Annotated in this window: 17 protein-coding genes and 1 tRNA gene; 10 read left to right on the plus strand and 8 right to left on the minus strand. The window is 73.3% G+C overall.

The features are described 5' to 3' along the window. Window positions 1–104 precede the first annotated feature (104 nt). The 3 genes from ACFVTC_RS09695 to ACFVTC_RS09705 form a co-directional block, all read right to left on the minus strand. Entirely contained in the window at window positions 105–1,592 is a 1,488-nt protein-coding gene (locus tag ACFVTC_RS09695) for a cellulose binding domain-containing protein (protein ID WP_390125834.1), read from the minus strand. Between the two features lie 212 nt (window positions 1,593–1,804). After that, a complete protein-coding gene (locus tag ACFVTC_RS09700) occupies window positions 1,805–3,181 on the minus strand; it encodes an ATP-binding protein (RefSeq protein WP_390125836.1) in 1,377 nt (458 codons plus the stop codon). Then, the gene (locus tag ACFVTC_RS09705) at window positions 3,178–3,894 is read right to left on the minus strand and encodes a response regulator transcription factor (RefSeq protein ID WP_390125838.1); all 717 of its coding nucleotides are present in this window, start codon (window positions 3,892–3,894) and stop codon (window positions 3,178–3,180) included. The genes ACFVTC_RS09700 and ACFVTC_RS09705 overlap by 4 nt, the downstream gene beginning before the upstream one ends. A 109-nt stretch (window positions 3,895–4,003) precedes the next feature. Between ACFVTC_RS09705 and ACFVTC_RS09710 the strand changes: the two genes are divergently transcribed. Then, window positions 4,004–4,534, plus strand: coding sequence for a hypothetical protein (locus ACFVTC_RS09710; RefSeq protein WP_390125840.1), 531 nt, complete (start codon window positions 4,004–4,006; stop codon window positions 4,532–4,534). Window positions 4,535–4,671: 137 nt separating this feature from the next. Here the strand turns inward: ACFVTC_RS09710 and ACFVTC_RS09715 are convergent, their stop codons facing one another. Then, a complete protein-coding gene (locus tag ACFVTC_RS09715; protein WP_390125842.1) occupies window positions 4,672–5,541 on the minus strand; it encodes a spermidine synthase in 870 nt (289 codons plus the stop codon). 53 nt (window positions 5,542–5,594) lie between these two features. Then, the gene (locus ACFVTC_RS09720) at window positions 5,595–5,996 is read right to left on the minus strand and encodes a hypothetical protein (protein ID WP_390126205.1); all 402 of its coding nucleotides are present in this window, start codon (window positions 5,994–5,996) and stop codon (window positions 5,595–5,597) included. Between the two features lie 327 nt (window positions 5,997–6,323). Between ACFVTC_RS09720 and ACFVTC_RS09725 the strand changes: the two genes are divergently transcribed. Further along, the gene (locus ACFVTC_RS09725; protein ID WP_390125844.1) at window positions 6,324–7,856 is read left to right on the plus strand and encodes a hypothetical protein; all 1,533 of its coding nucleotides are present in this window, start codon (window positions 6,324–6,326) and stop codon (window positions 7,854–7,856) included. 130 nt (window positions 7,857–7,986) lie between these two features. Here ACFVTC_RS09725 and ACFVTC_RS09730 read toward each other — a convergent pair whose 3' ends face one another. Then, complete coding sequence (locus ACFVTC_RS09730; protein WP_390125846.1) at window positions 7,987–8,583, minus strand: histidine phosphatase family protein; 597 nt, start codon at window positions 8,581–8,583, stop codon at window positions 7,987–7,989. 270 nt (window positions 8,584–8,853) lie between these two features. Between ACFVTC_RS09730 and ACFVTC_RS09735 the strand changes: the two genes are divergently transcribed. The 7 genes from ACFVTC_RS09735 to ACFVTC_RS09765 all read left to right on the plus strand — a co-directional run bounded on the left by ACFVTC_RS09735 (window position 8,854) and on the right by ACFVTC_RS09765 (window position 15,688). Further along, entirely contained in the window at window positions 8,854–9,891 is a 1,038-nt protein-coding gene (locus tag ACFVTC_RS09735) for a phosphatase PAP2 family protein (protein WP_390125848.1), read from the plus strand. Beyond that, window positions 9,803–11,008, plus strand: coding sequence for a hypothetical protein (locus ACFVTC_RS09740; RefSeq protein WP_390125850.1), 1,206 nt, complete (start codon window positions 9,803–9,805; stop codon window positions 11,006–11,008). Before ACFVTC_RS09735 ends, ACFVTC_RS09740 begins: the two co-directional genes overlap by 89 nt. Then, the gene (locus ACFVTC_RS09745) at window positions 10,999–12,612 is read left to right on the plus strand and encodes a hypothetical protein (RefSeq protein WP_390125851.1); all 1,614 of its coding nucleotides are present in this window, start codon (window positions 10,999–11,001) and stop codon (window positions 12,610–12,612) included. The genes ACFVTC_RS09740 and ACFVTC_RS09745 overlap by 10 nt, the downstream gene beginning before the upstream one ends. After that, entirely contained in the window at window positions 12,609–13,943 is a 1,335-nt protein-coding gene (locus tag ACFVTC_RS09750; RefSeq protein WP_390125853.1) for an AAA domain-containing protein, read from the plus strand. The genes ACFVTC_RS09745 and ACFVTC_RS09750 overlap by 4 nt, the downstream gene beginning before the upstream one ends. 105 nt (window positions 13,944–14,048) lie before the next feature. Beyond that, on the plus strand, window positions 14,049–14,426 hold the full coding sequence (locus tag ACFVTC_RS09755; RefSeq protein WP_390125855.1) for a hypothetical protein: 378 nt from the start codon (window positions 14,049–14,051) through the stop codon (window positions 14,424–14,426). Between the two features lie 232 nt (window positions 14,427–14,658). Continuing rightward, window positions 14,659–15,624, plus strand: a complete 966-nt coding sequence (locus ACFVTC_RS09760; protein WP_390125856.1) for a bifunctional DNA primase/polymerase — start codon at window positions 14,659–14,661, stop codon at window positions 15,622–15,624. Beyond that, a tRNA-Lys gene (locus tag ACFVTC_RS09765) sits at window positions 15,615–15,688 on the plus strand. The genes ACFVTC_RS09760 and ACFVTC_RS09765 overlap by 10 nt, the downstream gene beginning before the upstream one ends. Before the next feature lie 68 nt (window positions 15,689–15,756). Here ACFVTC_RS09765 and ACFVTC_RS09770 read toward each other — a convergent pair. Continuing rightward, on the minus strand, window positions 15,757–17,148 hold the full coding sequence (locus ACFVTC_RS09770) for a M6 family metalloprotease domain-containing protein (RefSeq protein ID WP_390125858.1): 1,392 nt from the start codon (window positions 17,146–17,148) through the stop codon (window positions 15,757–15,759). 366 nt (window positions 17,149–17,514) lie between these two features. Between ACFVTC_RS09770 and ACFVTC_RS09775 the strand changes: the two genes are divergently transcribed. After that, complete coding sequence (locus ACFVTC_RS09775; RefSeq protein ID WP_390125859.1) at window positions 17,515–19,500, plus strand: putative bifunctional diguanylate cyclase/phosphodiesterase; 1,986 nt, start codon at window positions 17,515–17,517, stop codon at window positions 19,498–19,500. On the opposite strand, the gene ACFVTC_RS09780 is transcribed toward ACFVTC_RS09775, so the two are convergent. Further along, on the minus strand, window positions 19,491–20,633 hold the full coding sequence (locus ACFVTC_RS09780; protein WP_390125861.1) for an LLM class flavin-dependent oxidoreductase: 1,143 nt from the start codon (window positions 20,631–20,633) through the stop codon (window positions 19,491–19,493). The genes ACFVTC_RS09775 and ACFVTC_RS09780 overlap by 10 nt on opposite strands. Window positions 20,634–20,690: the final 57 nt, after the last annotated feature.

Here is a 20,690-nt window from a genome sequence, read left to right on the forward strand (position 1 = left end):
GGGCGGGGCGCGGCGTCCGGAAAGGGGGCCGCGCCCCGGCCGGATGGGGGGTGGTCCCGGCCGGGACGCTCTTCCCGTGGGGGAGGACTCGGTGGCCGCCGGGCCTACTTGTAGGCGCCGAACGCCTTCGAGAACGCCCCCGCGTCCTGGACGACCGAGCTGCAGGTCGCGTCCGCGGAGTTCTTCGCGCCGCCCGCGCACTGCTTGTCGCGGCTCGCGGACCACATCGACAGCCAGCCGAGCCCCTTGGACTTGGCGAACGCCACCAGCTGGGCGGCGTCGTCGACCTTGAAGATCTCGGACGCCACGTCGTTGACGCCGATCATCGGGGTGACGGCCACGGTCTTCCAGGCCGCGCTGTCGGAGAGTCCGAGGACGCTCTTGACCTGGGCCTGCGTGGCGGTGGCGGCCTGCTCGGCGTAGGTGCCCATGTCACCGCTGTACGAGGGGCCGTAGTCCATCGCCATGATGTTGACGGCGGAGATCTTCACGCCGTTCGACCTGGCGTCGGACAGGAGGTTCACGCCGTCCTGGGTGAGGCCCTCGGGCATGACGGGGAGCGTGAAGGACACGTCGAGGCCCGGGTGCCGCTGCTGGAGCTTCGCGATGGCCTTCGCGCGGTCGGTGTTCGCGGTGGTGTTGGGCAGCGCGCCGCCCTCGACGTCGAAGTCGACCTTCGTCAGCCGGTACGCGTCCACGGCCTTCCCGTACGCCGTGGCCAGCGCGTCCGCCGACGAGCAGGTCGTCGCCAGCTCCGCGCCGGAGGCGCCGCCGAAGGAGACGCGGACGTCGCCGCCCTTCGCCCGCAGCGCGCCGATCTGCGCGGCCACCGCGTCACCGGCGAGGTCGCTCACCCCGCCCCACTTGGGCGTGCAGCCGCCGCCGTCGGTGATGAAGGCGAGGTTGTAGTTCTTGACCCCGGTGGCCGTGGCGCTGCCGACCAGGTCGAAGGCCGGGTAGAGGGAGGTGTCGACGTAGGGCACGAAGCCGGCGCCCGCGGTGGTGCCGCCGGTGCTCGCCGGGGTGGAGGGCGTCGGGGTGCCGGCCGGGGTGGACGCGGGAGTGGTCGGGGTGCTGCTGCGGGAGGCGGTCGGGGTGGGTTTCGGCGTGGCCGTGGGGGTGGCCGGCCGTGTGGGGCGGCCGCTCGGTTCCGGGGTCGCGCCGTCGTCCACGGAGCACTTGGCGCCGTCGATGACGCAGCCCTTCGGGTCCGCGGTGCCGTTCACGACGAAGCCGACGGTGACCGACTCGCCGGCCGCCAGGCCGTCCTTGTCCCAGGACGGCGGCTTCACCGTGACGTGGCTTCCGCTCACGGCGGACTCGCCGTTCCACAGCGAGCCGAGCCGGCCGCCTGAGGGCAGGTCGAACTCCAGCGTCCAGTCGCTCTTCGTCCGGCCGGTGTCGTTCGTGATCACGTACTGAGCGGTGTAACCCGTGGACCAGTCACTGGTCTTGGTGTACGCGGCGCCGACACCGGCGGCGAGCGCGGTGCCGGAGAACAGGAAGGCACCGCCGCCGACCACGGCAGCGGCCACGACGCCGCCTATCGCCTTGTTCCTGCCACTGACCTTGCGCCGGTGCGTACTGCTCATCGCGTGCCTGCCTTCGCGGTTTCACGGGAGTTCGCTGGGGATCCCCAGGGGGTGCGGGCAGCACGCTAGCGATCCGGAATCGGGCAAACCGCTTCATCCGGACGGAGGCCGGCGATCTTAGGGTGCGCTTAAGGAAGGCATCGGGAACGGTTAAAGGTCGAGACCTGTCCGGGCCGGTTCGAGGCCGTGGACCGGCCGGCCCCGGCACCGACTCAGCTCACGCCGACGCCGCGTCTGCGTCGCCGTACCGCCCCCCGGTGCCCGCGTCGCACCGGCGCCCGCCCGTCCAGCTGGATCCATATCCGCACCTCGGTGCCTCCCAGCACCGACGACCCCAGCCGTACGTCCCCGCCCGTCGACTCCGCCAGTCGCCGCACGATGTCCAGCCCGAGCCCGGTCGAGCCGTCACTGCCCGAGCCCCGCCCGCGGGCCATCGCCGACTCCGGGTCCACGATCCCCGGTCCCGCGTCCGACACCAGCACGATCACCGCGTCGTCGCCGTTGTGCACGTCGACCGCGAAGGCCGTGCCCTCCGGGGTGTGCCGGAAGACGTTGCCGAGGAGCGCGTCGAGCGCGGCCACCAGGTCGGCCCGCGCGACCGGTATGCGGACTGGACGGTCCACGCCCGCGACCCGCACCTTGCGGCCCTCGTCCTCGGCGAGCGCCGACCAGAAGTCCATCCGCTCGCGGACCACCTCGGACGCGTCGCACCCGGCCCCGGCACCGAGCGCCACCGTCCGCGGCTTGGCCTCACGCGCCGTCCTGATGATCGTGTCGACCTCCCGCTCCAGCTGTGCCACGGCCGCCCGGGTCTGCTCGGCGGCCGGTCCGTCGCCGAGCGAGGCCGTGTTCAGCCGCAGTACGGTCAACGGGGTGCGCAGGCGGTGCGAGAGGTCCGCCGCCAGCTCCCGCTCGTTCGCCAGGAGTTGCACGACCTGGTCGGCCATCGAGTTGAACGCGACCGCCGCCAGCCGCAGTTCGGTGGGGCCTTCCTCGGGGACCCGCGCTCCGAGCTTGCCCTCCCCCAGTTCGTGCGCGCCCTCGACCAGCCGCTGGGCCGGCTGCACCATGCGTACGCCCAGCCGGTCGGCGACCGCGACCGAGCCGACGATGAGCGCGACTCCGACCGCGGCGAGCACCGCCCAGGCCGTCCCCACGCCGTTGCTGACCTCGGACTCGGGGACGTACACCTCGACGACCGCGATCTCGCCGGAGCTCAGCGCGGTGGGCTGGAGCAGGGTGGAGCCGCCCGGGACCTCGGAGGTGGAGGCCCGGCCCAGTGCGCGGGTGGCCGCGATGTCCTTGGCGGCGGCGCGCTGCCGGCCGATGTCGACCGCCCTGGCGGCGTCGCTCGCCGGTATGTGCACGGCCATGCCGTCGTCGGAACCGGCGGAGGCGACGACCCGCTCCAGCTGGTCCCGGTCGGTGGTGATGGAGAGCGCGGGCGCGACGGCCGCGGCCTCCCGCTCGGCGTTCGAGAACGCGCGGTCGCGGGCCATCTCCTTGATGACGAGCCCGAGCGGCACGGCGAAGGCCACCACCACCATCGTGGTCACCGCCACGCACACCTTGACCAGTGCCCACCTCACAGCGGCGGCTCCGCTCGCGGGAACTCCGTCCGCGGTGGCTCCAGCTTCACGCCGACACCGCGCAGGGTGTGCAGATAGCGCGGCCTCGCCGCCGTCTCGCCCAGTTTCCGCCGCAGCCAGGACAGATGGACGTCGATGGTCTGGTCGTCCCCGTACGACTGCTGCCACACCTCGGCGAGCAGCTCCTTGCGGGCCACGACGACACCGGGCCGGCCGGCGAGGAAGGCGAGCAGGTCGAACTCGCGCCGGGTGAGGTCGAGTCGGACGCCGTCCAGCTCGGCCCGGCGGCGCAACGGGTCGATGGCCAGGCCGCCGACCCGGATGACCGGCGACGCGGGCGCCTCCCCCGCCGACCGCGAACGGCGCAGGACGGCGGCCATCCGCGCGGACAGGTGCTCGACCGAGAACGGCTTGGTGAGGTAGTCGTCCGCGCCGTCGTTCAGCAGGCGGACGATCTCCGTCTCGTCGTCCCGGGCGGTGGCGACGATCACGGGGACGTCGGTGATGCCGCGCAGCATCTTCAGGGCCTCGGCCCCGTCCAGGTCGGGCAGACCGAGGTCCAGGATGACTACGTCGAAGGGGAAATGGGCGACCTCGCGCAGCGCCTCCAGCGCGGTGCCGACGCTGCGCACCGTGTGCGAGGCGTCGGTCAGATGCCGGATGAGGGCCGAGCGTACGAACTGGTCGTCCTCGACCACGAGCACACTTGCCATGGGCGGCACCGTACGCCATCCGTGCGATGCCGGTCCGGCGCCTGTGGACAACTCCCGCCGCACGACGGGAACGAGACACCCGTGGGGCACGTGGGGCAGTATGGCCGCGATGCGCAGAGGACTCGTACACGTACTGGCTTGGACGCTCGCCACGGGCGCGGCGGTCACGCTGTCGTGGTGGGGTGTCCACACGGTCATGACGGGGACGGCGTACGACCCGCCGCGGGCGCTGCCCGTCACGGTGGACGGCTCCGTCACGCAGAAGGCGAAGCCGCTCCCCTCCCCGACCGCCCGGACCGGGACGCCGACCGCCGCCGCGACCCCCGAGCGGAGCCGACGGCCGGCCGCCACTCCCCCGCCCTCCAAGTCGCCCTCGTCCGTGCCGAGTACGAGCGCCTCCGCACAGGGCGGACCGGCGGGTCGGGTCAAGAGTTACGACACCGACGGCGGACGGGCGGTCTTCGACCTGGGCACGGCCTCCGCGACGCTCGTCTCCGCGACGCCCGGCTCGGGCTGGTCGATGCAGCTGTGGAAGACCGAGTCGTGGATCCGGGTGGAGTTCACCTCGGGTGCGGATCGGGTGTCGGTGTTCTGCACGTGGCACGACGGGCCGCCGCATGTGGAGATCGGCACCTACTAGGGCTTGTTGGCCTCGGGCCGCGCCCGGTGGGGGCCGCGCCCGGTGGGGGCCGCGCCCGGTGGGGGCCGCGCCCGGTGGGGGCCGCGCCCGGTGGGGGCCGTGCCCGGTGGGGGCCGTGCCCGGTGGGGGCCGTGCCGTCAGCGGAACACCGAGGGGGGTGGAGCCGGTGAGGCCACCGCCGCCGCGTCCAGGACCGGTGCCGCTCCCCCGGTGAAGTCGGCGAGCTGTCTGCCGTGTTCGACCCGTCCGGGGTGCGGGTCCGAGGCCGCGCGGCGGGTCAGTTCGGCCAGCGGCAGCGGCCGGTCGCAGGCGACGAGGACGGCGTTGCCGAAGCGCTTGCCGCGCAGCACCGTCGGGTCGGCGACGAGGGCCAGTTCGGGGAAGACCGCCGCGGCGGTGGCGATCTGGCCGCGCAGATGGGCCAGCGGCGGCCCGTCGGCGAGATTGGCGGCGTACACGCCACCGGGTTTGACGACCCTGCGGACGTCGGCGAGGAATTCCACGGAGGTCAGGTGGGCCGGGGTCCGCGCGCCGCTGAACACATCGGCGATGACGAGGTCCGCCCAGCCGTCCGGCACCTTGGCGAGACCCTCACGGGCGTCCACGGAACGCACCCGGATACGGGCGTTGGGGTCCAGCGGGAGTTCACGCCGGACGAGTTGGACGAGGAGGCCGTCGCGTTCGACGACCTGCTGGGTGGAGCGGGGGCGGGTCGCGGCGGTGTAGCGGGCCAGGGTGAAGGCGCCGCCGCCGAGATGCACGGCGTGCACGGGCTTGCCGGGCGGGGCGACCAGGTCGATGACGTGGCCGAGGCGGCGCTGGTACTCGAAGCTCAGGTGGGCGGGGTCGTCGAGGTCGACGTGGGACTGCGGGGCGCCGTCGATCAGCAGGGTCCAGGCGCGTGGGCGGTCCCGGTCGGGTATCAGCTCGGCGAGCCCGCCGTCGACCGTCTCGACGAGGGGCTCGGTGGGCGCCTGGCCGCGCCGCGCGTTCTTCGACCTTCCCATTCCGCCATTATCAGGGGCTCCGGGACGGTCGGCCCAGCGGCCGCTTCGGGCGGTCAGCGACAGTTGTCCGCGGCCTCGATGAGCCGTGCCGCCTCGCCCAGCGCCGCCCGCAGGACGGCCGGGTCGGTCGCGAGGTCCGCCTCCCCCGGCGGCAGCAGCCAGTCCGAGCCCTCGACCGGCGGCTCGGGGGCCGGCCGCAGGCCGCGGCCGACGGTTCGCGTACAGGTACTGCCCGGCACGTCCCAGGCTTCGGCGGTGCCGCGCGGCACCAGGAAGCCGAGGGTGTCGCAGCCGCCGTCGAGCAGAACGGGCCCGACGGATTCGCAGGCGCCGCGGCGGAGGATGTCGACGGCCTCCAGGCCCTGGCGCGCCGGAACGGTCACCAGGTCGCAGCCGGCGACCGGCTGCGGTGGGGCGCCGTACTCCGGGGACGACCCGTACCCGGCGGTCGACAGCGGTCTACGGAACTCGGTGCTCTCCAACCCGGCCTCCAACACGGAACCCCTCCTCCTGCACGAGCGGGTCGGGAGTTCGGGTGCGCTCCCGGTCCATCGGGTTCAACGCGTCAGAACGTCAACGGCTACGGCGGAACGCCGCCGCAAAGGATGGCAGTTCATGGCAGATCATGCATGAGATATCCGTTTTGTAGCCAAACCCAGCGTGGCGACGTCGTCACAGCAGGTACGTTCTTGCTCCGCCGGAGCAGGGCACCACACGGCATGACACAGACACTTCGCCCTGGTTCCGGCATGGTTCGACGGTTCGCAAGAGAGGGCCCGACCATGGCGTCGTCAACGGTGACCTCGTCCCAGTCCCCCCGGCCACCGCGGCCGAACCTCGCCTTCCGGCGGCTGCGCGGACAGCGCTCGCCCGGCGAGTTCGCCGCGGCGGTCCGGCGGGCCGCGCGCGAGATCGGTGAGCGGGTCAGCTGCGACGCGCGCTATGTCGGGCGGGTGGAGGCCGGCGAGATCCGCTGTCCCAACTACGCGTACGAGCGGGTGTTCCTGCACATGTTCCCCGGCCGCACGCTGACCGACCTGGGCTTCTCGCCCCGCTCGTCCGTGCGCGGACGAGGGGCGCGCGGCACGGACGAAGAGCCCCCCGCACACACCACAAGCCTTTCGTGCACCACGGGTGAGACGGAAGGGGCGTGCGAGACGTATGAGACCACGCCGAACCCACAGGACCCACAGGACCCACAGGACCCGTACGACCCGCACGACCCGCACGACCCGCAGAACCCGCACGAGCACCATGAACAGAACCACGAGGAGAGCGACGTGCAGCGTCGCGCATTCATGACCGGCGGCACCGCCACCATGGCGGCAGCCACACTGGGCCCCTTCGCGGGCACGTTCGGCGGTACGGCCGAGGCCGAGGCCACGGACCACCGTGTCCGCCGTGCCCACCGGGTGGGGACGTCCGAGGCGGGCGCCCTCGAAGAAGCCGTACGAAGGATCCGGCTGCTCGACGACCGGCACGGGGCCGACGGCCTCTACCGGCGGGCCGCCGCCCCCCTGCGCACCGCGTACGAACTGCTCGACGCGGGCACCACCCGTCAGCGGACCGCCGACCGGCTGTACGCGGGGGCGGGCGAACTGGCCATCTCCGTCGGCTGGTTGGCACACGACTCCGGGCGCTTCGACGACGCGCGCTCGCACTACGCCGAGGCACTGGCGACCGCACGGATGTCCGGCGACCCCGGCCTGGAGGCGCACGCCTTCTGCAACACGGCCTTCCTCGCCCGCGACGCGGGCCGCCCACGTGAGGCGGTGCGCGCGGCGCAGGCGGCGCAGCGGGCGGCGCACCCGCTCGGCTCCTCGCGACTGCTCTCGCTGCTCGCGCTGCGCGAGGCGGGCGGCTGGGCGGGGCTCGCGGACCGCGCGGAGTGCGAACGGGCCCTCGTCCGCGCCCAGGCCCTCTTCGAGCGCGGCGCCTCGGAGACCGACCCCGAGTGGATGACCTTCTACGGAGAGGCCGAACTGGAGGGCCTGGAGGCGCAGTGCTGGTCCACGCTGGGTGACTGGCCGCGCGCGGCCCGTCACGCCCGTCGCGCGGCACACCTGCAGGATCCGCACTTCACCCGCAACATCGCCCTCTACACCGCGGAACTCGCCGACGACCTCGCCCGCGGCGGCCGCCCCGACGAGGCCGCGGTCGCGGGTCTGCGCGTCCTCGACCTGCTGGGCGAGGTCCAGTCCTCCCGCATCCAGACCATGCTGGCGGCCACCGCGCGGGTGCTGCTGCCGCACCGCAGGGCGTCGGGCGTCTCCGCGTTCCTGGAGCGCCACGCGAATCTGCCGCGGACCGCGTGAGCCGGCCCGGGTGCGAAGGGCCCGGTGTGAAGGGCCCGGCGAAGGGCCCGGCGAAGGGCCCGGCGAAGGGCCCGGTGTGAAGGGCCCGGTGTGAAGGGCCCGGCGAAGGGCCGGACCCGGTCCACGCGCTCTACGCGGTCAGATGCCCGAGGTCGTTCCAGGTCTCGATGGCGGGCTCGCCGTAGGCCCAGCCGAGCACCGACAGCGAGGTCGGGTTGAGACGGATCCGGGCGGCGAAGTCGAGGGGGAGGCCCAGCCAGCGCGCACCGATGGAGCGCAGGATGTGCCCGTGCGCGAAGACCAGTACGTCGCGGTCGGCGGCGCGGGCCCGGCCGACGACCTCGTCCGCGCGCGCGGTGACCTGCTCCAGGGTCTCGCCGCCGGGCACCCCGTCGCGCCAGATGAACCAGCCCGGACGTACGGCCTGGATCTCGGCCGGGGTCATCCCCTCGTACGCGCCGTAGTCCCACTCCATCAGCGTGTCCCAGGAGGTGGCGCGCTCACCGAAGCCGGCCAGCTCGCACGTCTCACGCGCGCGTGCCAGCGGGCTGGTGAACACCTCCGCCCCGGGGAGCCCGTCGAAGGGCGCCCGGTGCAGTCGCTCGCCCAGCGTCTCGGCTCCGCGCCGGCCCTCGTCCAGCAGCGGTACGTCGGTCCTGCCGGTGTGCTTGCCGGACAGCGACCACTGCGTCTGTCCATGCCGGGCCAGCAGGATGCGCGGTGCCATGAGGAGAAGCCTTCCCGATTCGCCGGATAAATGGGTCACTCCATCATCGCGCACCCCCGCGAGGGGCAACCCGCAGGGCGATCTCAGCGTCCTTGACGACCGGGGGCGCTTCCAGGGGCCGTTCGCATACGCCGTAAAATCCGGTGCGGCCACGCATCGTCACGGACAGACTTGCGCACCGTCACACCGCGAGCGGTCGCTCGCGCGGTGCCGGTGCGGCCGCCGACGGGGTCGCCGGGGCACGACGAGCAGATGGGGGAGGGCGATCGGATGCCGCAGACCGATGCACGGCGGACCGGGACGGCACCGCGCGCCCGGCTCGGCCGGTGGACCGAGCTGCGCCCGTCCGCACCTCAGCTCCGGCTGCGCTGGTGGACCGAGCTGCCGCTGATAGTCCTGGTGTACGCGTCGTACTCGGCGGGCCGGCTGCTCGCCCGGGGCGACACGGACAGCGCCGTCGGTCACGGCCTGGAGATCCTGCGCATCGAAAAGGCCCTCCACCTCAACGCCGAGCACCCGCTCAACCGGCTGTTCACACGCGAGGCCTGGCTCGGCGTGCCCGCCGACTTCTGGTACGCGTCACTGCACTATCTGGTGACGCCCGCCATCCTGATCTGGCTCTTCCGCTCCCGCGCCGACCTGTACCGCGCGGCCCGCACCTGGCTCATGACGTCCACCCTCATCGGTCTGGTCGGCTTCACCCTGATGCCGACCTGCCCGCCCCGGCTGCTCTCGGCGGGCCACGGCTTCGTCGACACGATGGCCCAGTACAGCTCGTACGGCTGGTGGGGCGGCGAGGCGAGCGCTCCACGGGGTCTCGGCGGCATGACGAACCAGTACGCGGCGATGCCGAGCCTGCACGTGGGCTGGTCGCTGTGGTGCGGAGTGATGCTGTGGCGCTACGGCCGCACACGCGTCGTCCGGCTCGCGGGCATCGCGTACCCGCTGCTCACCACGATCGTCGTCATGGGCACGGCCAACCACTACTTCCTCGACGCGGTCGCCGGCGTCGCGGTGATGGGAACGGGGCTGCTGCTCGCCCCGCAGGTGACACGGCTCGCGGACCGTGTGAAGACACTCCTGGGTACCCGGATCCCGTGGATCGCGGGCGCCTCCCACGACGCGGGTTCCCCGATTGTCAGTGCCGGATGCCAGACTTCCACGGGTGAACGCATTCCCCGACAGCGCGAGTCCCGCACCGGACCGGGAGCCGACCCCGGTGCCCCTCCCAAGGATGCGGGGGACGGAGCTGCGGACTGGGATCTCCCCTCCTCCACCGAAGCCGGGAGTCTGGGGAAGACTCGCTGAGCTGCGCGGCCCGGCGGTACCGCCCAAGGCCCTGGACGCGCGCGCTCTCGCGGCGCTCGCCGCGAACCCCGGCTGCGAGCGGCGCGCCCTGCTCGACGGCGCGGGTGTCGACAAGGCGCAGCTGGCCGAAGGGCTGGGTTCACCGTCCGCCTTCGGCCAGTCCCAGTTCGCGTTCATGCGGGGCAACGCGTTCGAGGCCCGGGTCAAGGCGGACGGCGGCGCGGAACTGCTGCGCCTCGTGCACGAGAAGCTGGACCCCGGCGCCGAGCCGCCCCGGGCCGGGACGGTCCCCGACCTGACCGCGGCCGGCCCCGAGGGCCGCACCGCCCGAACCGCACTCGCGCTGCGCGACGCCACCAGCGCCGGCGCCTGGACCCTGCTCGACCACCCCATGCTCGCCCTCGACGTCGCGGGCTCCCCCGCCTTCCTCGAACCGGACGCCGTCGTCGTGCACCCCGACGGGACGTGGACGGTCGTCGAGATCAAGTCCTTCCCCATGCTGGACGGCTCGGCAGACCCGGCGAAGGTGGGCGCGGCCGCCCGTCAGTCGGCGGTGTACGTCCTCGCACTGGAGGAGGTCGCCGCGCGCCTGGACCCGGCCCCCGACGTCCGCCACCGCGTCCTGCTGGTCTGCCCCAAGGACTTCTCCAACCTCCCGACCGCGTCCGCCGTCGACGTCCGCAAACAGCGCGCGGTCACCCGCCGCCAGTTGGACCGCCTCACCCGTGTCGAGGACATCGCGGCCGCCCTCCCCGAGGACACCTGCTTCGCCCCCGGTCTGCCGGCCGAGCGGCTGACAGCGGCGGTCGAGGCCGTCCCCGCGGCCTACGCCCCCGAGTGCCTGGCCGCCTGCGAGCTCGCCTTCCACTGCCGCGCCCGCTCCCGGGAGGCCGGCGCGGTGACCGCGCTGGGACGGTCACTGCGCGCGGAGCTGGGCGGTCTGACCACCGTGGACGACGTACTGGCGGCTGCTCGCGCGGACGCCGGGGACCCGCAGGATCCGGCGGTCGCCGCCCTGCGCGCGGCGGCCCGGCTGCGGGCGGAAGCCCTGCGCGGACACGAGCGGGCGCACCCCACCGGCCGGGCCGCGCTCGCGGAGGTGGCCGCGTGTCGCTGATCGCCACCCTCGCCCGGCTGGAAGCCGTCGAGAGCGGGCGGGCGCAGCCCCTCGCCACCGTCCGCCACCGGCATCTCTCCGACCGGCCGCTCGTCCTCGTGCCCCTGATCACCGCCGGTGAGGCCGGGGCCCCTCTCGGGGCCCTGGTCGGTACGGACCGGGACGCGCCGCGGCTGCTGGTCGTGCCGCAGCCCCGGGACCGTGATCTGCGGTTCGCGTTCCTCGCCGAGCTCGCGGACGTCGTCCTGCCGTACGTCGGCTCCTACGCGGACGTGGTCGAGGCCGCCGAGCGCAACGAGACCGATCCGGAGACCGGGAAGCGGGTCAAGGTCGAGGTCGAGCTGTGCGCGGACGCGCCCCAGCTGATCGTGCCGAGCCGGGCCGGTGCGGAGTTCGTGCGACTCCTCGGGCGCTCCATGCGGTTCCGGCGCACCGCGGAGCAGGAGCCGGAGGCACCGCATCCGGCGCCGCCCCGGGTGCCGCTGCTCGGGCGGTGGCTGACCCACTTCGGGGAGCGGGCCCGGGTGCCCGGTTCCGCTCTGCTGCTCGCCCTCGGCGACGTGCTGTCCCGGCACTGGGCCACCGGCCAGAGCAGCCTGGAGGACCAGCACCTGGGAGCGCTGCTCGCCTGGATCGATCCCCCGGCGGGCGAGTCGGGCGCGCGGGCGGCCCTGGAGGCGGAGCTCCGGCGGGACTCCGGCGGCCAGCTCGTCCGGCCGCCCGCGGGACCGGCCACCGATCCCGCCTTCGACAACAAGCTGCTGGCTCCCGCCATCGAGCGCTACGACCGCGCGCGGACGGCACTCGCCGCCGCCGAGGACGGTCTGGAGGCCGACGACCGGCTCGGTGAACTCACCGCGGCGGAGCGGGAGATCCGCGGCCTGGTGGAGCGTGTCGCCCGGCCCACCTGGGACGCGGTGTGGCAGGGCCTCGACATGCTGCGGACGCTGCCCGAGGGAGCGCACGCGGCCGACCGGTGGACCCGCGACCGCTGGTCGTTCACCGGTCACCGCGACCGGGTCCTCGCGGGTGAGCCACCGCAGCCGCGCCGCGACGACGCGGTCACGGCGGCGAACAAGCTGGCCACGCGCGAGCGTGAACAGGCCCGCCTGGACGCGCAGGAGGCTCTCGACGATCCGCTCGTCATGGCCGGCCGGCGCCTGGTCGGCGAGGCCTTCACGGGCGAGGTCGTCGATGTCGTCATGGCGTACAGCGAGAGCAGACGCCCGAGCCCCCGCCCCCTGGTGACCGTCCGCACGGACGACCGGCCGCATCTCGGTGAGCGCACGAAGGTGTACCGGTCGCTGGACGGCAAACCGCAGGCGGCCGAATACGTCGGACACGCGCGAGCCACCGGACCGGAGGAGGAGGACGGTCTGCTCGTGCTGCGGGTCGTCGACAAGATGGGCCGCGGCAAGGAGCCCGAGCCCGGGTCCGTGCCGGAGAAGGGGGACCTCGTCTGCTTCACGCTCTTCGAGCACGAGCAGCGCGGCGGCGCGAAGCTGCCCGACCCGGAGAACACACCGTGGACGCACGGCGGCCCGCCGGGCGACCCCGACGCCGTACCGCAGCCGGATCCGGTGACGGAGGAGGACATCCTGTGACCACGGTCTTCGATCCCGGGGCCGCGGCCGCCCGCGCCACCGACGCGATCCTGCGCGACACCCTGCACGGCACCCACCGCGGGGTCGTCGTCGACTCCCCGCCCGGCGCCGGGAAGTCGACCCTCGTCGTGCGCGCGGCACTCGAACTCGCCTCCGCCGGACGCCCCCTGATGGTCATCGCACAGACGAACTCCCAGGTGGACGACCTGGTCGTACGGCTCGCCGAGAAGGACCCCGAGCTGCCGGTGGGGCGCCTGCACAGCAGTGACGCCGACCCGTACGACAAGGCTCTCGACGACCTGGGCAACGTCCGCAAGTCGGCGAAGGCCACCGACCTGGCGGGCCTCCCGGTCGTCATCTCGACCGCCGCGAAGTGGGCCCACGTCAAGAACGTCGAGCCCTGGCGGCACGCGATCGTCGACGAGGCGTACCAGATGCGCTCCGACGCGCTGCTGGCCGTGGCCGGCCTCTTCGAGCGGGCGCTGTTCGTGGGCGATCCGGGCCAGCTGGACCCTTTCGCCATCGTGGGCGCGGAGCAGTGGGCGGGACTGTCGTACGACCCCTCGGCGTCCGCCGTCACGACCCTGCTCGCGCACAACCCCGAACTGCCGCAGCACCGGCTGCCGGTGTCATGGCGGCTCCCGGCGTCCGCGGCCCCGCTGGTCTCGGACGCGTTCTACCCGTACACGCCGTTCCGCAGCGGCACCGGACACGGTGACCGGCTGCTGAACTTCGGTGTGCCGTCGGACGGTTCCGGGCCCGACCTGGTCATCGACGAAGCCGCGGAGACGGGTTGGGGGCTCCTGGAGCTGCCGGCCCGGCACACGCCGCGCACCGACCCCGAGGCCGTACGGGCGGTGGCGCAGGTCGTACGGCGGCTGCTGGAGCGCGGCGGCGCGGCGACCTCGGAGCGGTCGCCCGATCCGGCACCGCTGACGGCGGACCGGATCGCCGTCGGCACGGCGCACCGGGACCAGGCGGCGGTGGTGCGGGCGGCGCTGGCGGATCTCGGTGTCACGGACGTCACCGTCGACACGGCGAACCGGCTCCAGGGCCGCGAGTTCGACGTGACGGTGGTGCTCCACCCGCTCTCCGGGCGCCCGGACGCGACGGCGTTCCACCTGGAGACGGGACGACTGTGCGTCCTCGCCTCCCGGCACCGGCACGCGTGCATCGTGGTCTGCCGGGCGGGGGTGACGGAGCTGCTGGACGACCACCCCTCCACCGAGCCCGTGCAGCTGGGTGTCACGGTGAAGTTCCCGGACGGCTGGGAGGCGAGCCACGCGGTGCTGTCGCATCTGGCGGAGCACCGGGTGAGATGGCGGCCCTGAGACTCCGATCCGCCCCGTTCCACGGGCCCCCTTGCGCGAGCGGGGGACAATGGACGGTGGCCCACCCACGAAGCGGGCCCCTGAACCGTACGAGGAGGAGAAGACATGGCGGAGCCCACGCCGCGTCGGAACGAACCGCGGCTACGCCCCGCGCCCCTGCTCTTCGAGCCCGCGGAGGCGGCCGGTGACCCGGAGCACTTCTTCGATCTCGAGTCGATAGACGATCCGAGGGCGCTGCTGGCGCGGGCCACGGAGCTGACGCTCGCCTTCCGGGCGGCGGCCGACCGGGCGCTGGAGTTCCAGGCCATCGCCGCCGCGCAGCTCGCCGATCCCCGCCGCTTCGACCGGCTCACGTCGGCCGACATCGCCGAGCGCGCCGAGTGGACCGAGGACTACGCGAAGAAGATGGTCGAGTTCGGCCGTGACCTGCTCCGGGGGGCGGACGGGAACGGACACGGGCACGGGGTGGGCGACCACGCCTGACCGGCACGGTGTGACCGCCGGGGGCCCGCCCCCGGCATCCCGCCGGCGTCCCCGGCACCCGTGCACCCCTGCACCCCTGCACCAGGCGGCCTCCTGGTGCCAGGTGGACGGCGCCCGCAGGGTCTCCTGGCATACGCCGGCGGCGGGTGACATACCCCATTCGCGACCCCCCTGTCCCGATTTTCCGCAACCCTCGGAGACGGGATGCTCACCGACGGTAGACCTTGTCGTCATGAGCAGCACACGGAACAACGCCGGCACCTTCCCCCACGGCACCGGCGCCCCGCTGTCCGACCGGTTCGACGCCGCGGGCGTCACCGCGGACGGGGCCGCCTGGCTCGCCTCGGCAGGAACGTATCCGCGCAGCACCCTCGCCCTCTGGCAGGACCGGCCGACCGCGCCGGTCGTACTGCCCTGCGGCACCGCTTTCGACGTCGTCAACGCGCCCGCGATCTTCGGTCGGCGGATGCTGGACCGCCTGTGGGACGAGGGGCCGGGCTCCGGACCGGTGGCCGTGTTCCGCGGGCGGATGCTGCTGTTCAGCGCCCCGGGCACGGCCCAGCGACTCCCGTCGCTCCTGGAGTGGGAGGAGCGGGGTTCCCGCGGCGCCGAGGGCTCATGGGACGCCTGGGACTCCGGCGCCCTCAGCGCCTTCGACGACGGCCACGGCGACGGCTTCGACGACCGCATCGGCGACATCGACAGCAGCAGGACCATCAACGGCATCAAGCGCGTCAAGGCCGTCGACGGCTTCCAGGACCCGCGCGGGCCCGTGGGGCGGCGCGGCGGTCGGGGGGACGCCGGGCCGTCCGGTGCCACCGGCGTCACCGGACGGCCCGGTGTCACCGGCCATCCGGCCTGTCCGGGCGGCCTGGGGCGGGTCGGCGCGATCCCTCCCCTGCTCTGTCACGGCACCGGCGACGCGGTGACCGTCCCCGCCCCGGGAGACGGCCGTACGACCCGCGTCCGCACCCCGGGCGACCGCGTCGGCGCTACCGGCCCGGACCCGGCCGCCCGTCCCGAATCCCGCTGGCTGGTGGCCCCCGACACCCGGCATCCCTGGCTCCCCGGCGCCGAGATCCTGGTCTGGGCGGCCATCCGTGCGGCCCGCGCGGCGGCCTCCGCGGCGGTGCGGATATCGATTTTTCCTCCCGCCGATCAGGATGCTAAGGTCTACGACGTCAGCAGGCGCCGCTAGCTCAGTTGGTTAGAGCAGCTGACTCTTAATCAGCGGGTCCGGGGTTCGAGTCCCTGGCGGCGCACGCTAGCGATGGCGAGGCTTGTTCGCGGAAACGTGAACACGCCTCGCCATCGTCATGTCCACGAGCGCTCAGCCCGTCGTGATCTTCACCGTCCAGTCCCCCGCGGCCGTCCAGTCCTCCACCGCGACGCGCACCTTCTCGCCGGGGACCGTGAAGCTCTCACCGAGCTCCACCGGCGCGTCCGCGAGCGGCGGGTAGACCGACTCGCCCCAGCAGGACTCCGAGTGCGGGTGGGCGTCGACGACCTGGATCGGGCCGTCACCGGAGGCAGCCCCGCTGCGGACCCGGTAGACGAGGATGCCCTGCGTACAGGTCGTCCCGTCGTTGCCCGCCGAGCCGCGCGCCTCGAAGGCGAGCGCGCTGTCGGGCCCCGTACGGACGACCGCCAGCTTGGTACCGCGCCCGGAGCCGAAGACCGGTACGCCGGAGCCGACGGGCACGGGACCCGGAGCGCCGCCGGAAGCGCCGTAGGGGTCCGCCGCCGGGGGCGCACCGGCGGCCGGTGCTCCCGCCGCGCCCACACCGGCCGCCGGCGGCCCGGCGCCCAGGGGCTCCAGCGTCAGCCGTGTACTCCCGTGGGCGCCCACACACACCACCTGCCGCGGCTCCAGCCACCCCAGCTTCCATTTGTGCCAGCCGAACAGATCCGGCGCGAGGCCGAACTGGCTGCCCATGAGGTCCCAGTCACCGACGTACGTGTCCCAGTCGCCCTTGCCGTCGGAGGGCCGGTGGTAGAGGTCGGGCAGGTCGAAGACGTGCCCCGTCTCATGGGCGAGGACGAGCCGGTCCGGCGGGTGCTTCTCGAAGACCGTGACGACGCGGCTGATGTCCTTGCCGTCGGCCCGCAGCGGGGTCTCGAGGTTGACGACCTTCGTCGCGTCGGAGTCGACGCCCGGCGCGTCCGGATCGGCGACGAAGTAGACGATGTCGTAGCGCGAGAAGTCGACCTGCCGGTCGGCCGCGCCGATCGCGTCGCGCAGATAGGCGGCGCGCCGCGCGGAGTTCCAGTCGCGCCGCATGGCGTACGAGGTGGACGCGTGCGGCATCCGGATCCACGCGCGCTGGGGATGCGGGCGCAGCGTGAACCTGCCGTAGGAGGCGCGCTCGAAGAAGCGGCTGGTGGACGGGAAGTAATCGGCCGTCAGTTCGGCCGGCGTGGTGCGCGGGCGGGAGTCGGGGAACGAGAGGAAGACCAGTACCGCGTCGAGGGGACGGGTGGGGCGCGGGTAGGCGGCGTTCCAGACGTCCAGGCCCTCCGAGTGGTGGACGTCGGTCCGCTGCAGGGCGCAGGGGGCGAAGAGGGGTTCGGCGAGGGCGGGGCCCGTGACCAGGGAGGTCGCGACCACCGCCGCCAGCGAGGTGAACGCGGCCGCGGTACTGCGCCAGCGGGACGCCCCTTGGGGAGCGAGACCCAGCAGGAGCTCACAGGCGAGACTCCTCAAGGGGAGCTGACGCGGCACGTCGACCTCCGGGCGCGGATTTCAGGACACCGCACCCAGCTTGTGTTACTTCGTACTACTTTGCCCTGTTTGTCTGCACCAGAAGAGTGAAGGGTCGCATGTCACCGGCCTCCCGGCCGACACCCCGAACACTCACGGAACGTCACATACGATCGGTGGGCGAAGGATCCGGTCCAGATCCAGGCAGAAACGATCTGTCAGAACGGGTGGTTGTTCAGGGACACTGGAGAGTGGCTGCAAGGCCCCGAGGGCAGCCTCTATGATCGGCACACTTTCCTGCACGGACACGGCTTGTTCGGCCGTCCAGCACCGGCCGACCACTCCGAGCGACCCATACGAAGAACGAGTGCACTGCGGGAGCGAGCGGTGAGCGGAACGTCCGAAGGGCCGGCGCCCGCGGCAGGCCTCGACCGGCCGGCCATCACAGAACGTCACACCACTACATCTCCTCGTACCTCCACCGGATCGCCCTCCGCCGCATCCGCACCATCCGTCTCTCCGTCCACCTCCTCGTCCGTCTCTCCATCCACCTCCTCGTCCGTCTCCACGTCCGCCTCCTCGTCCGGCGCGTACGACCCCGCGGAACAGCTCCCCGACCCGGCCGGGCCCCCCGGGACGTCACCGCGCACGTTTCGCGCCGCCTTCGCCGCGGCGCCGCTCCCGATGGCCGTCGTGGACCGGGAGGGCCTGGTCGTCACCGCCAACGAGTCGCTGAGCGCACTGCTCGGCTTCGGATCCGGCGCGCTCACCGGACGGATCGCCGCCGATCTGGTGGACCTCGCCTCCGACGCCCGCACCTGGCACGCCTACCGGGAGGTACTGCGCGGCCGGCAGGCCCGGCTGCGCTGCACCCGGCGGCTCAAACACCCCGACGGGCACGCGCTGTGGGTTCAGGTGACCGTCGCTCCGCTGCCCCCGGGCGAGGAGGCCGTGCTGCTGTCCGTCACGGACCTCAGCCCCCGCCGTGAACTCCAGGCGCGGCTGCGGCACTTGCAGATGCATGACCCGGTGACCCGGCTCCCCAACCGCACCCTGTTCTTCGAACGTCTGACGTCCGCCCTGGAGGCGGGGGCGTACGAGGACGGCGGCACCGGCCGGATCGGGCTCTGCTATCTGGACGTGGACGGGTTCAAGGCGGTCAACGACACGCTCGGCCACCGGGTGGGCGACCGGCTGCTCGCGACCGTCGCCGAGCGGCTGACGCGGTGCGCCGACGCGGCCGGCTCCGGGCGGGCGACCACTCCGCTGGTGGCCCGGCTGGGCGGCGACGAGTTCGCACTGCTCGTCGAGGGCTCCACGGGCACCGACCAGGTGGCGGAACTCGCCGAGTCGGTCCTGACGTCACTTCAGGCGCCGTTCGACCTCTCCGGCCGGCGGCTGTCGCTCTCCGCGTCGATCGGGGTCGTCGAGCGCCGCGCCGCCGGGACCACCGCGACCGGTCTGATGCAGGCCGCGGACACGACGCTGTACTGGGCGAAGGCGGACGGCAAGGGCCGCTGGACGCTCTTCGACCCGGAGCGCAACGCCCACCGCATGACCCGCCAGGCACTCGCCTCCACCCTCCGGGCGGCCGTCGAGCGGGATGAATTCGCCCTGGAGTACCAGCCGTTGGTGGGCATGGAGGACGGCGACGTGCGCGGTGTCGAGGCGCTCGTACGCTGGAACCACCCGCAGTTCGGCATGCTGACGCCGAATCGGTTCATCGGACTGGCCGAGGAGGACGGTTCGATCGTGCAGCTCGGCCGCTGGGTGCTGGCCACCGCCTGCCGACAGGCTCGCCGCTGGCAGCTGGACCATCCGGACGCGCCCCCGATCTTCGTCAGCGTCAATGTCGCCGTACGGCAGGTGTGGGACTCCGACCTGGTCGCGGACGTCGGGGAGATCCTCGCAGAGACCGGCCTCGCCCCGCATCTGCTCCAGCTGGAGCTGACCGAGTCGGCGGTGATGGGATCGGCGGGCCGGCCGCTGCAGTCCCTGCAGGCCCTCAGCGACATGGGCGTCCGGATCGCCATCGACGACTTCGGCACCGGATACTCGAACCTCGCCTACCTCAGCCGGCTGCCGGTCTCCGTCCTGAAGCTGGACGGTTCCTTCGTCCGCGGCTTCCGGTACGACGCCCGAGACGGCGGCTCCGCCCGGCCGAGCCCCGCCGACGAGGTCATCGTCGAGGCGCTCATCCAGCTCGCGCACCGGCTGGGCCTGACGGTCACCGCCGAGTGCGTGGAGACCGCCTCCCAGGCGTCCCGGCTGCGCGGCATCGGCTGCGACACCGGACAGGGGTGGCTGTACTCCCGCCCGGTGGCGCCGGACCGTATCTCCGCGCTGCTGACCGCGGCCTGCGCTCAGGCCTGAGCGCCCGGGTCCGCCGGGGCCCCCTGGCCCGGACGGGCCTTCGGCAGCCCGTAGACGTCCGCGATCAGTTCGTACGAGCGCAGGCGTACGTCGCCGCTGTGGGCGTTGCCCGTGATCATCAGCTCATCGGCGCCGGTGCGCTTGTGGAGGTCGTCGAGACCCGCGCGGACCTCGTCGGCGGTGCCGTGGATGACGTTGGCGTTCCAGGACGTGATGAACTCCCGCTCCATCGGCGAGAAGGTGTACGCCTCCGCCTCCTCCGGCGTCGGGACGAGGCCGGGGCGGCCGGTGCGCAGACGGACCATGTTCAGCGCGGCGGCCATCACCTGGCGGCGGGCCTCCTTCTCGTCGTCCGTGGCGAGCGCGGAGACGCCGATCAGGGCGTACGGGGAGTCCAGTACCTCGCTCGGCCGGAAGGACTCGCGGTACAGGTCCAGGGCCGGGATCGTGTTCTGCGCCGAGAAGTGGTGCGCGAAGGCGAAGGGGAGGCCGAGGACACCGGCCAGGCGGGCGCTGAAGCCGGAGGAGCCGAGGAGCCAGACCGGGGGGCGGTGCGGGGACTGGACACCGCCGGGCGAGGTGGCCTGGACCGGGCCGGGCACGGCGTGGATACGGCCGTAGGGGTGGCCTTCGGGGAAGTCGTCGTCCAGGAAACGGGTCAGCTCCGCGAGCTGCTCGGGGAAGTCGTCGGCGCCTTCGCCCAGGCGGTCGGTGCGGCGCAGGGCCGCCGCGGTGGCGCCGTCCGTGCCGGGGGCGCGGCCGAGGCCCAGGTCCACCCGGCCCGGGGCCATGGCCTCCAGGGTTCCGAACTGCTCCGCGATGACCAGGGGGGCGTGGTTCGGGAGCATGACGCCGCCGGAGCCGAGGCGGATGCGGGTGGTGTGGGCGGCCAGGTGGGCGAGGATCACCGCCGGTGAGGACGAGGCCACGCCCGGCATGGAGTGGTGCTCGGCCACCCAGTAGCGGTGGAAACCGCGGGATTCCGCGAGGCGGGAGATGGCGACGCTGGTGCGCAGGGCGTCGGTGGCGGTGCGGCCGGCGCCCACGGTGACCAGGTCCAGCACGGAGAGGGGTACGGGGGCGGTGCCCTGGGCGGTGCCTCGGATCTCGTCCGTGTTGTCCGTCGCGTCCACCGGTGGGCCTCCTGATTGCGTACGTCGTGCGGTCCTTCCCCGCGAAACAGGAGACAG

It is taken from the genome of Streptomyces sp. NPDC057950 (assembly GCF_042887295.1).
Lineage (GTDB): Bacteria > Actinomycetota > Actinomycetes > Streptomycetales > Streptomycetaceae > Streptomyces > Streptomyces kaempferi.

Excerpts from the sequence above, each read along its gene's own strand:
- ACFVTC_RS09695 (WP_390125834.1), bottom strand. The coding sequence starts at position 1,592 with ATGAGCAGTACGCACCGGCGCAAGGTCAGTGGCAGGAACAAGGCGATA.
- ACFVTC_RS09705 (WP_390125838.1), bottom strand. The coding sequence starts at position 3,894 with ATGGCAAGTGTGCTCGTGGTCGAGGACGACCAGTTCGTACGCTCGGCC.
- ACFVTC_RS09710 (WP_390125840.1), top strand. The coding sequence starts at position 4,004 with ATGCGCAGAGGACTCGTACACGTACTGGCTTGGACGCTCGCCACGGGC.
- ACFVTC_RS09715 (WP_390125842.1), bottom strand. The coding sequence starts at position 5,541 with ATGGGAAGGTCGAAGAACGCGCGGCGCGGCCAGGCGCCCACCGAGCCC.
- ACFVTC_RS09725 (WP_390125844.1), top strand. The coding sequence starts at position 6,324 with ATGGCGTCGTCAACGGTGACCTCGTCCCAGTCCCCCCGGCCACCGCGG.
- ACFVTC_RS09730 (WP_390125846.1), bottom strand. The coding sequence starts at position 8,583 with ATGGCACCGCGCATCCTGCTGGCCCGGCATGGACAGACGCAGTGGTCG.
- ACFVTC_RS09735 (WP_390125848.1), top strand. The coding sequence starts at position 8,854 with ATGCCGCAGACCGATGCACGGCGGACCGGGACGGCACCGCGCGCCCGG.
- ACFVTC_RS09755 (WP_390125855.1), top strand. The coding sequence starts at position 14,049 with ATGGCGGAGCCCACGCCGCGTCGGAACGAACCGCGGCTACGCCCCGCG.
- ACFVTC_RS09760 (WP_390125856.1), top strand. The coding sequence starts at position 14,659 with ATGAGCAGCACACGGAACAACGCCGGCACCTTCCCCCACGGCACCGGC.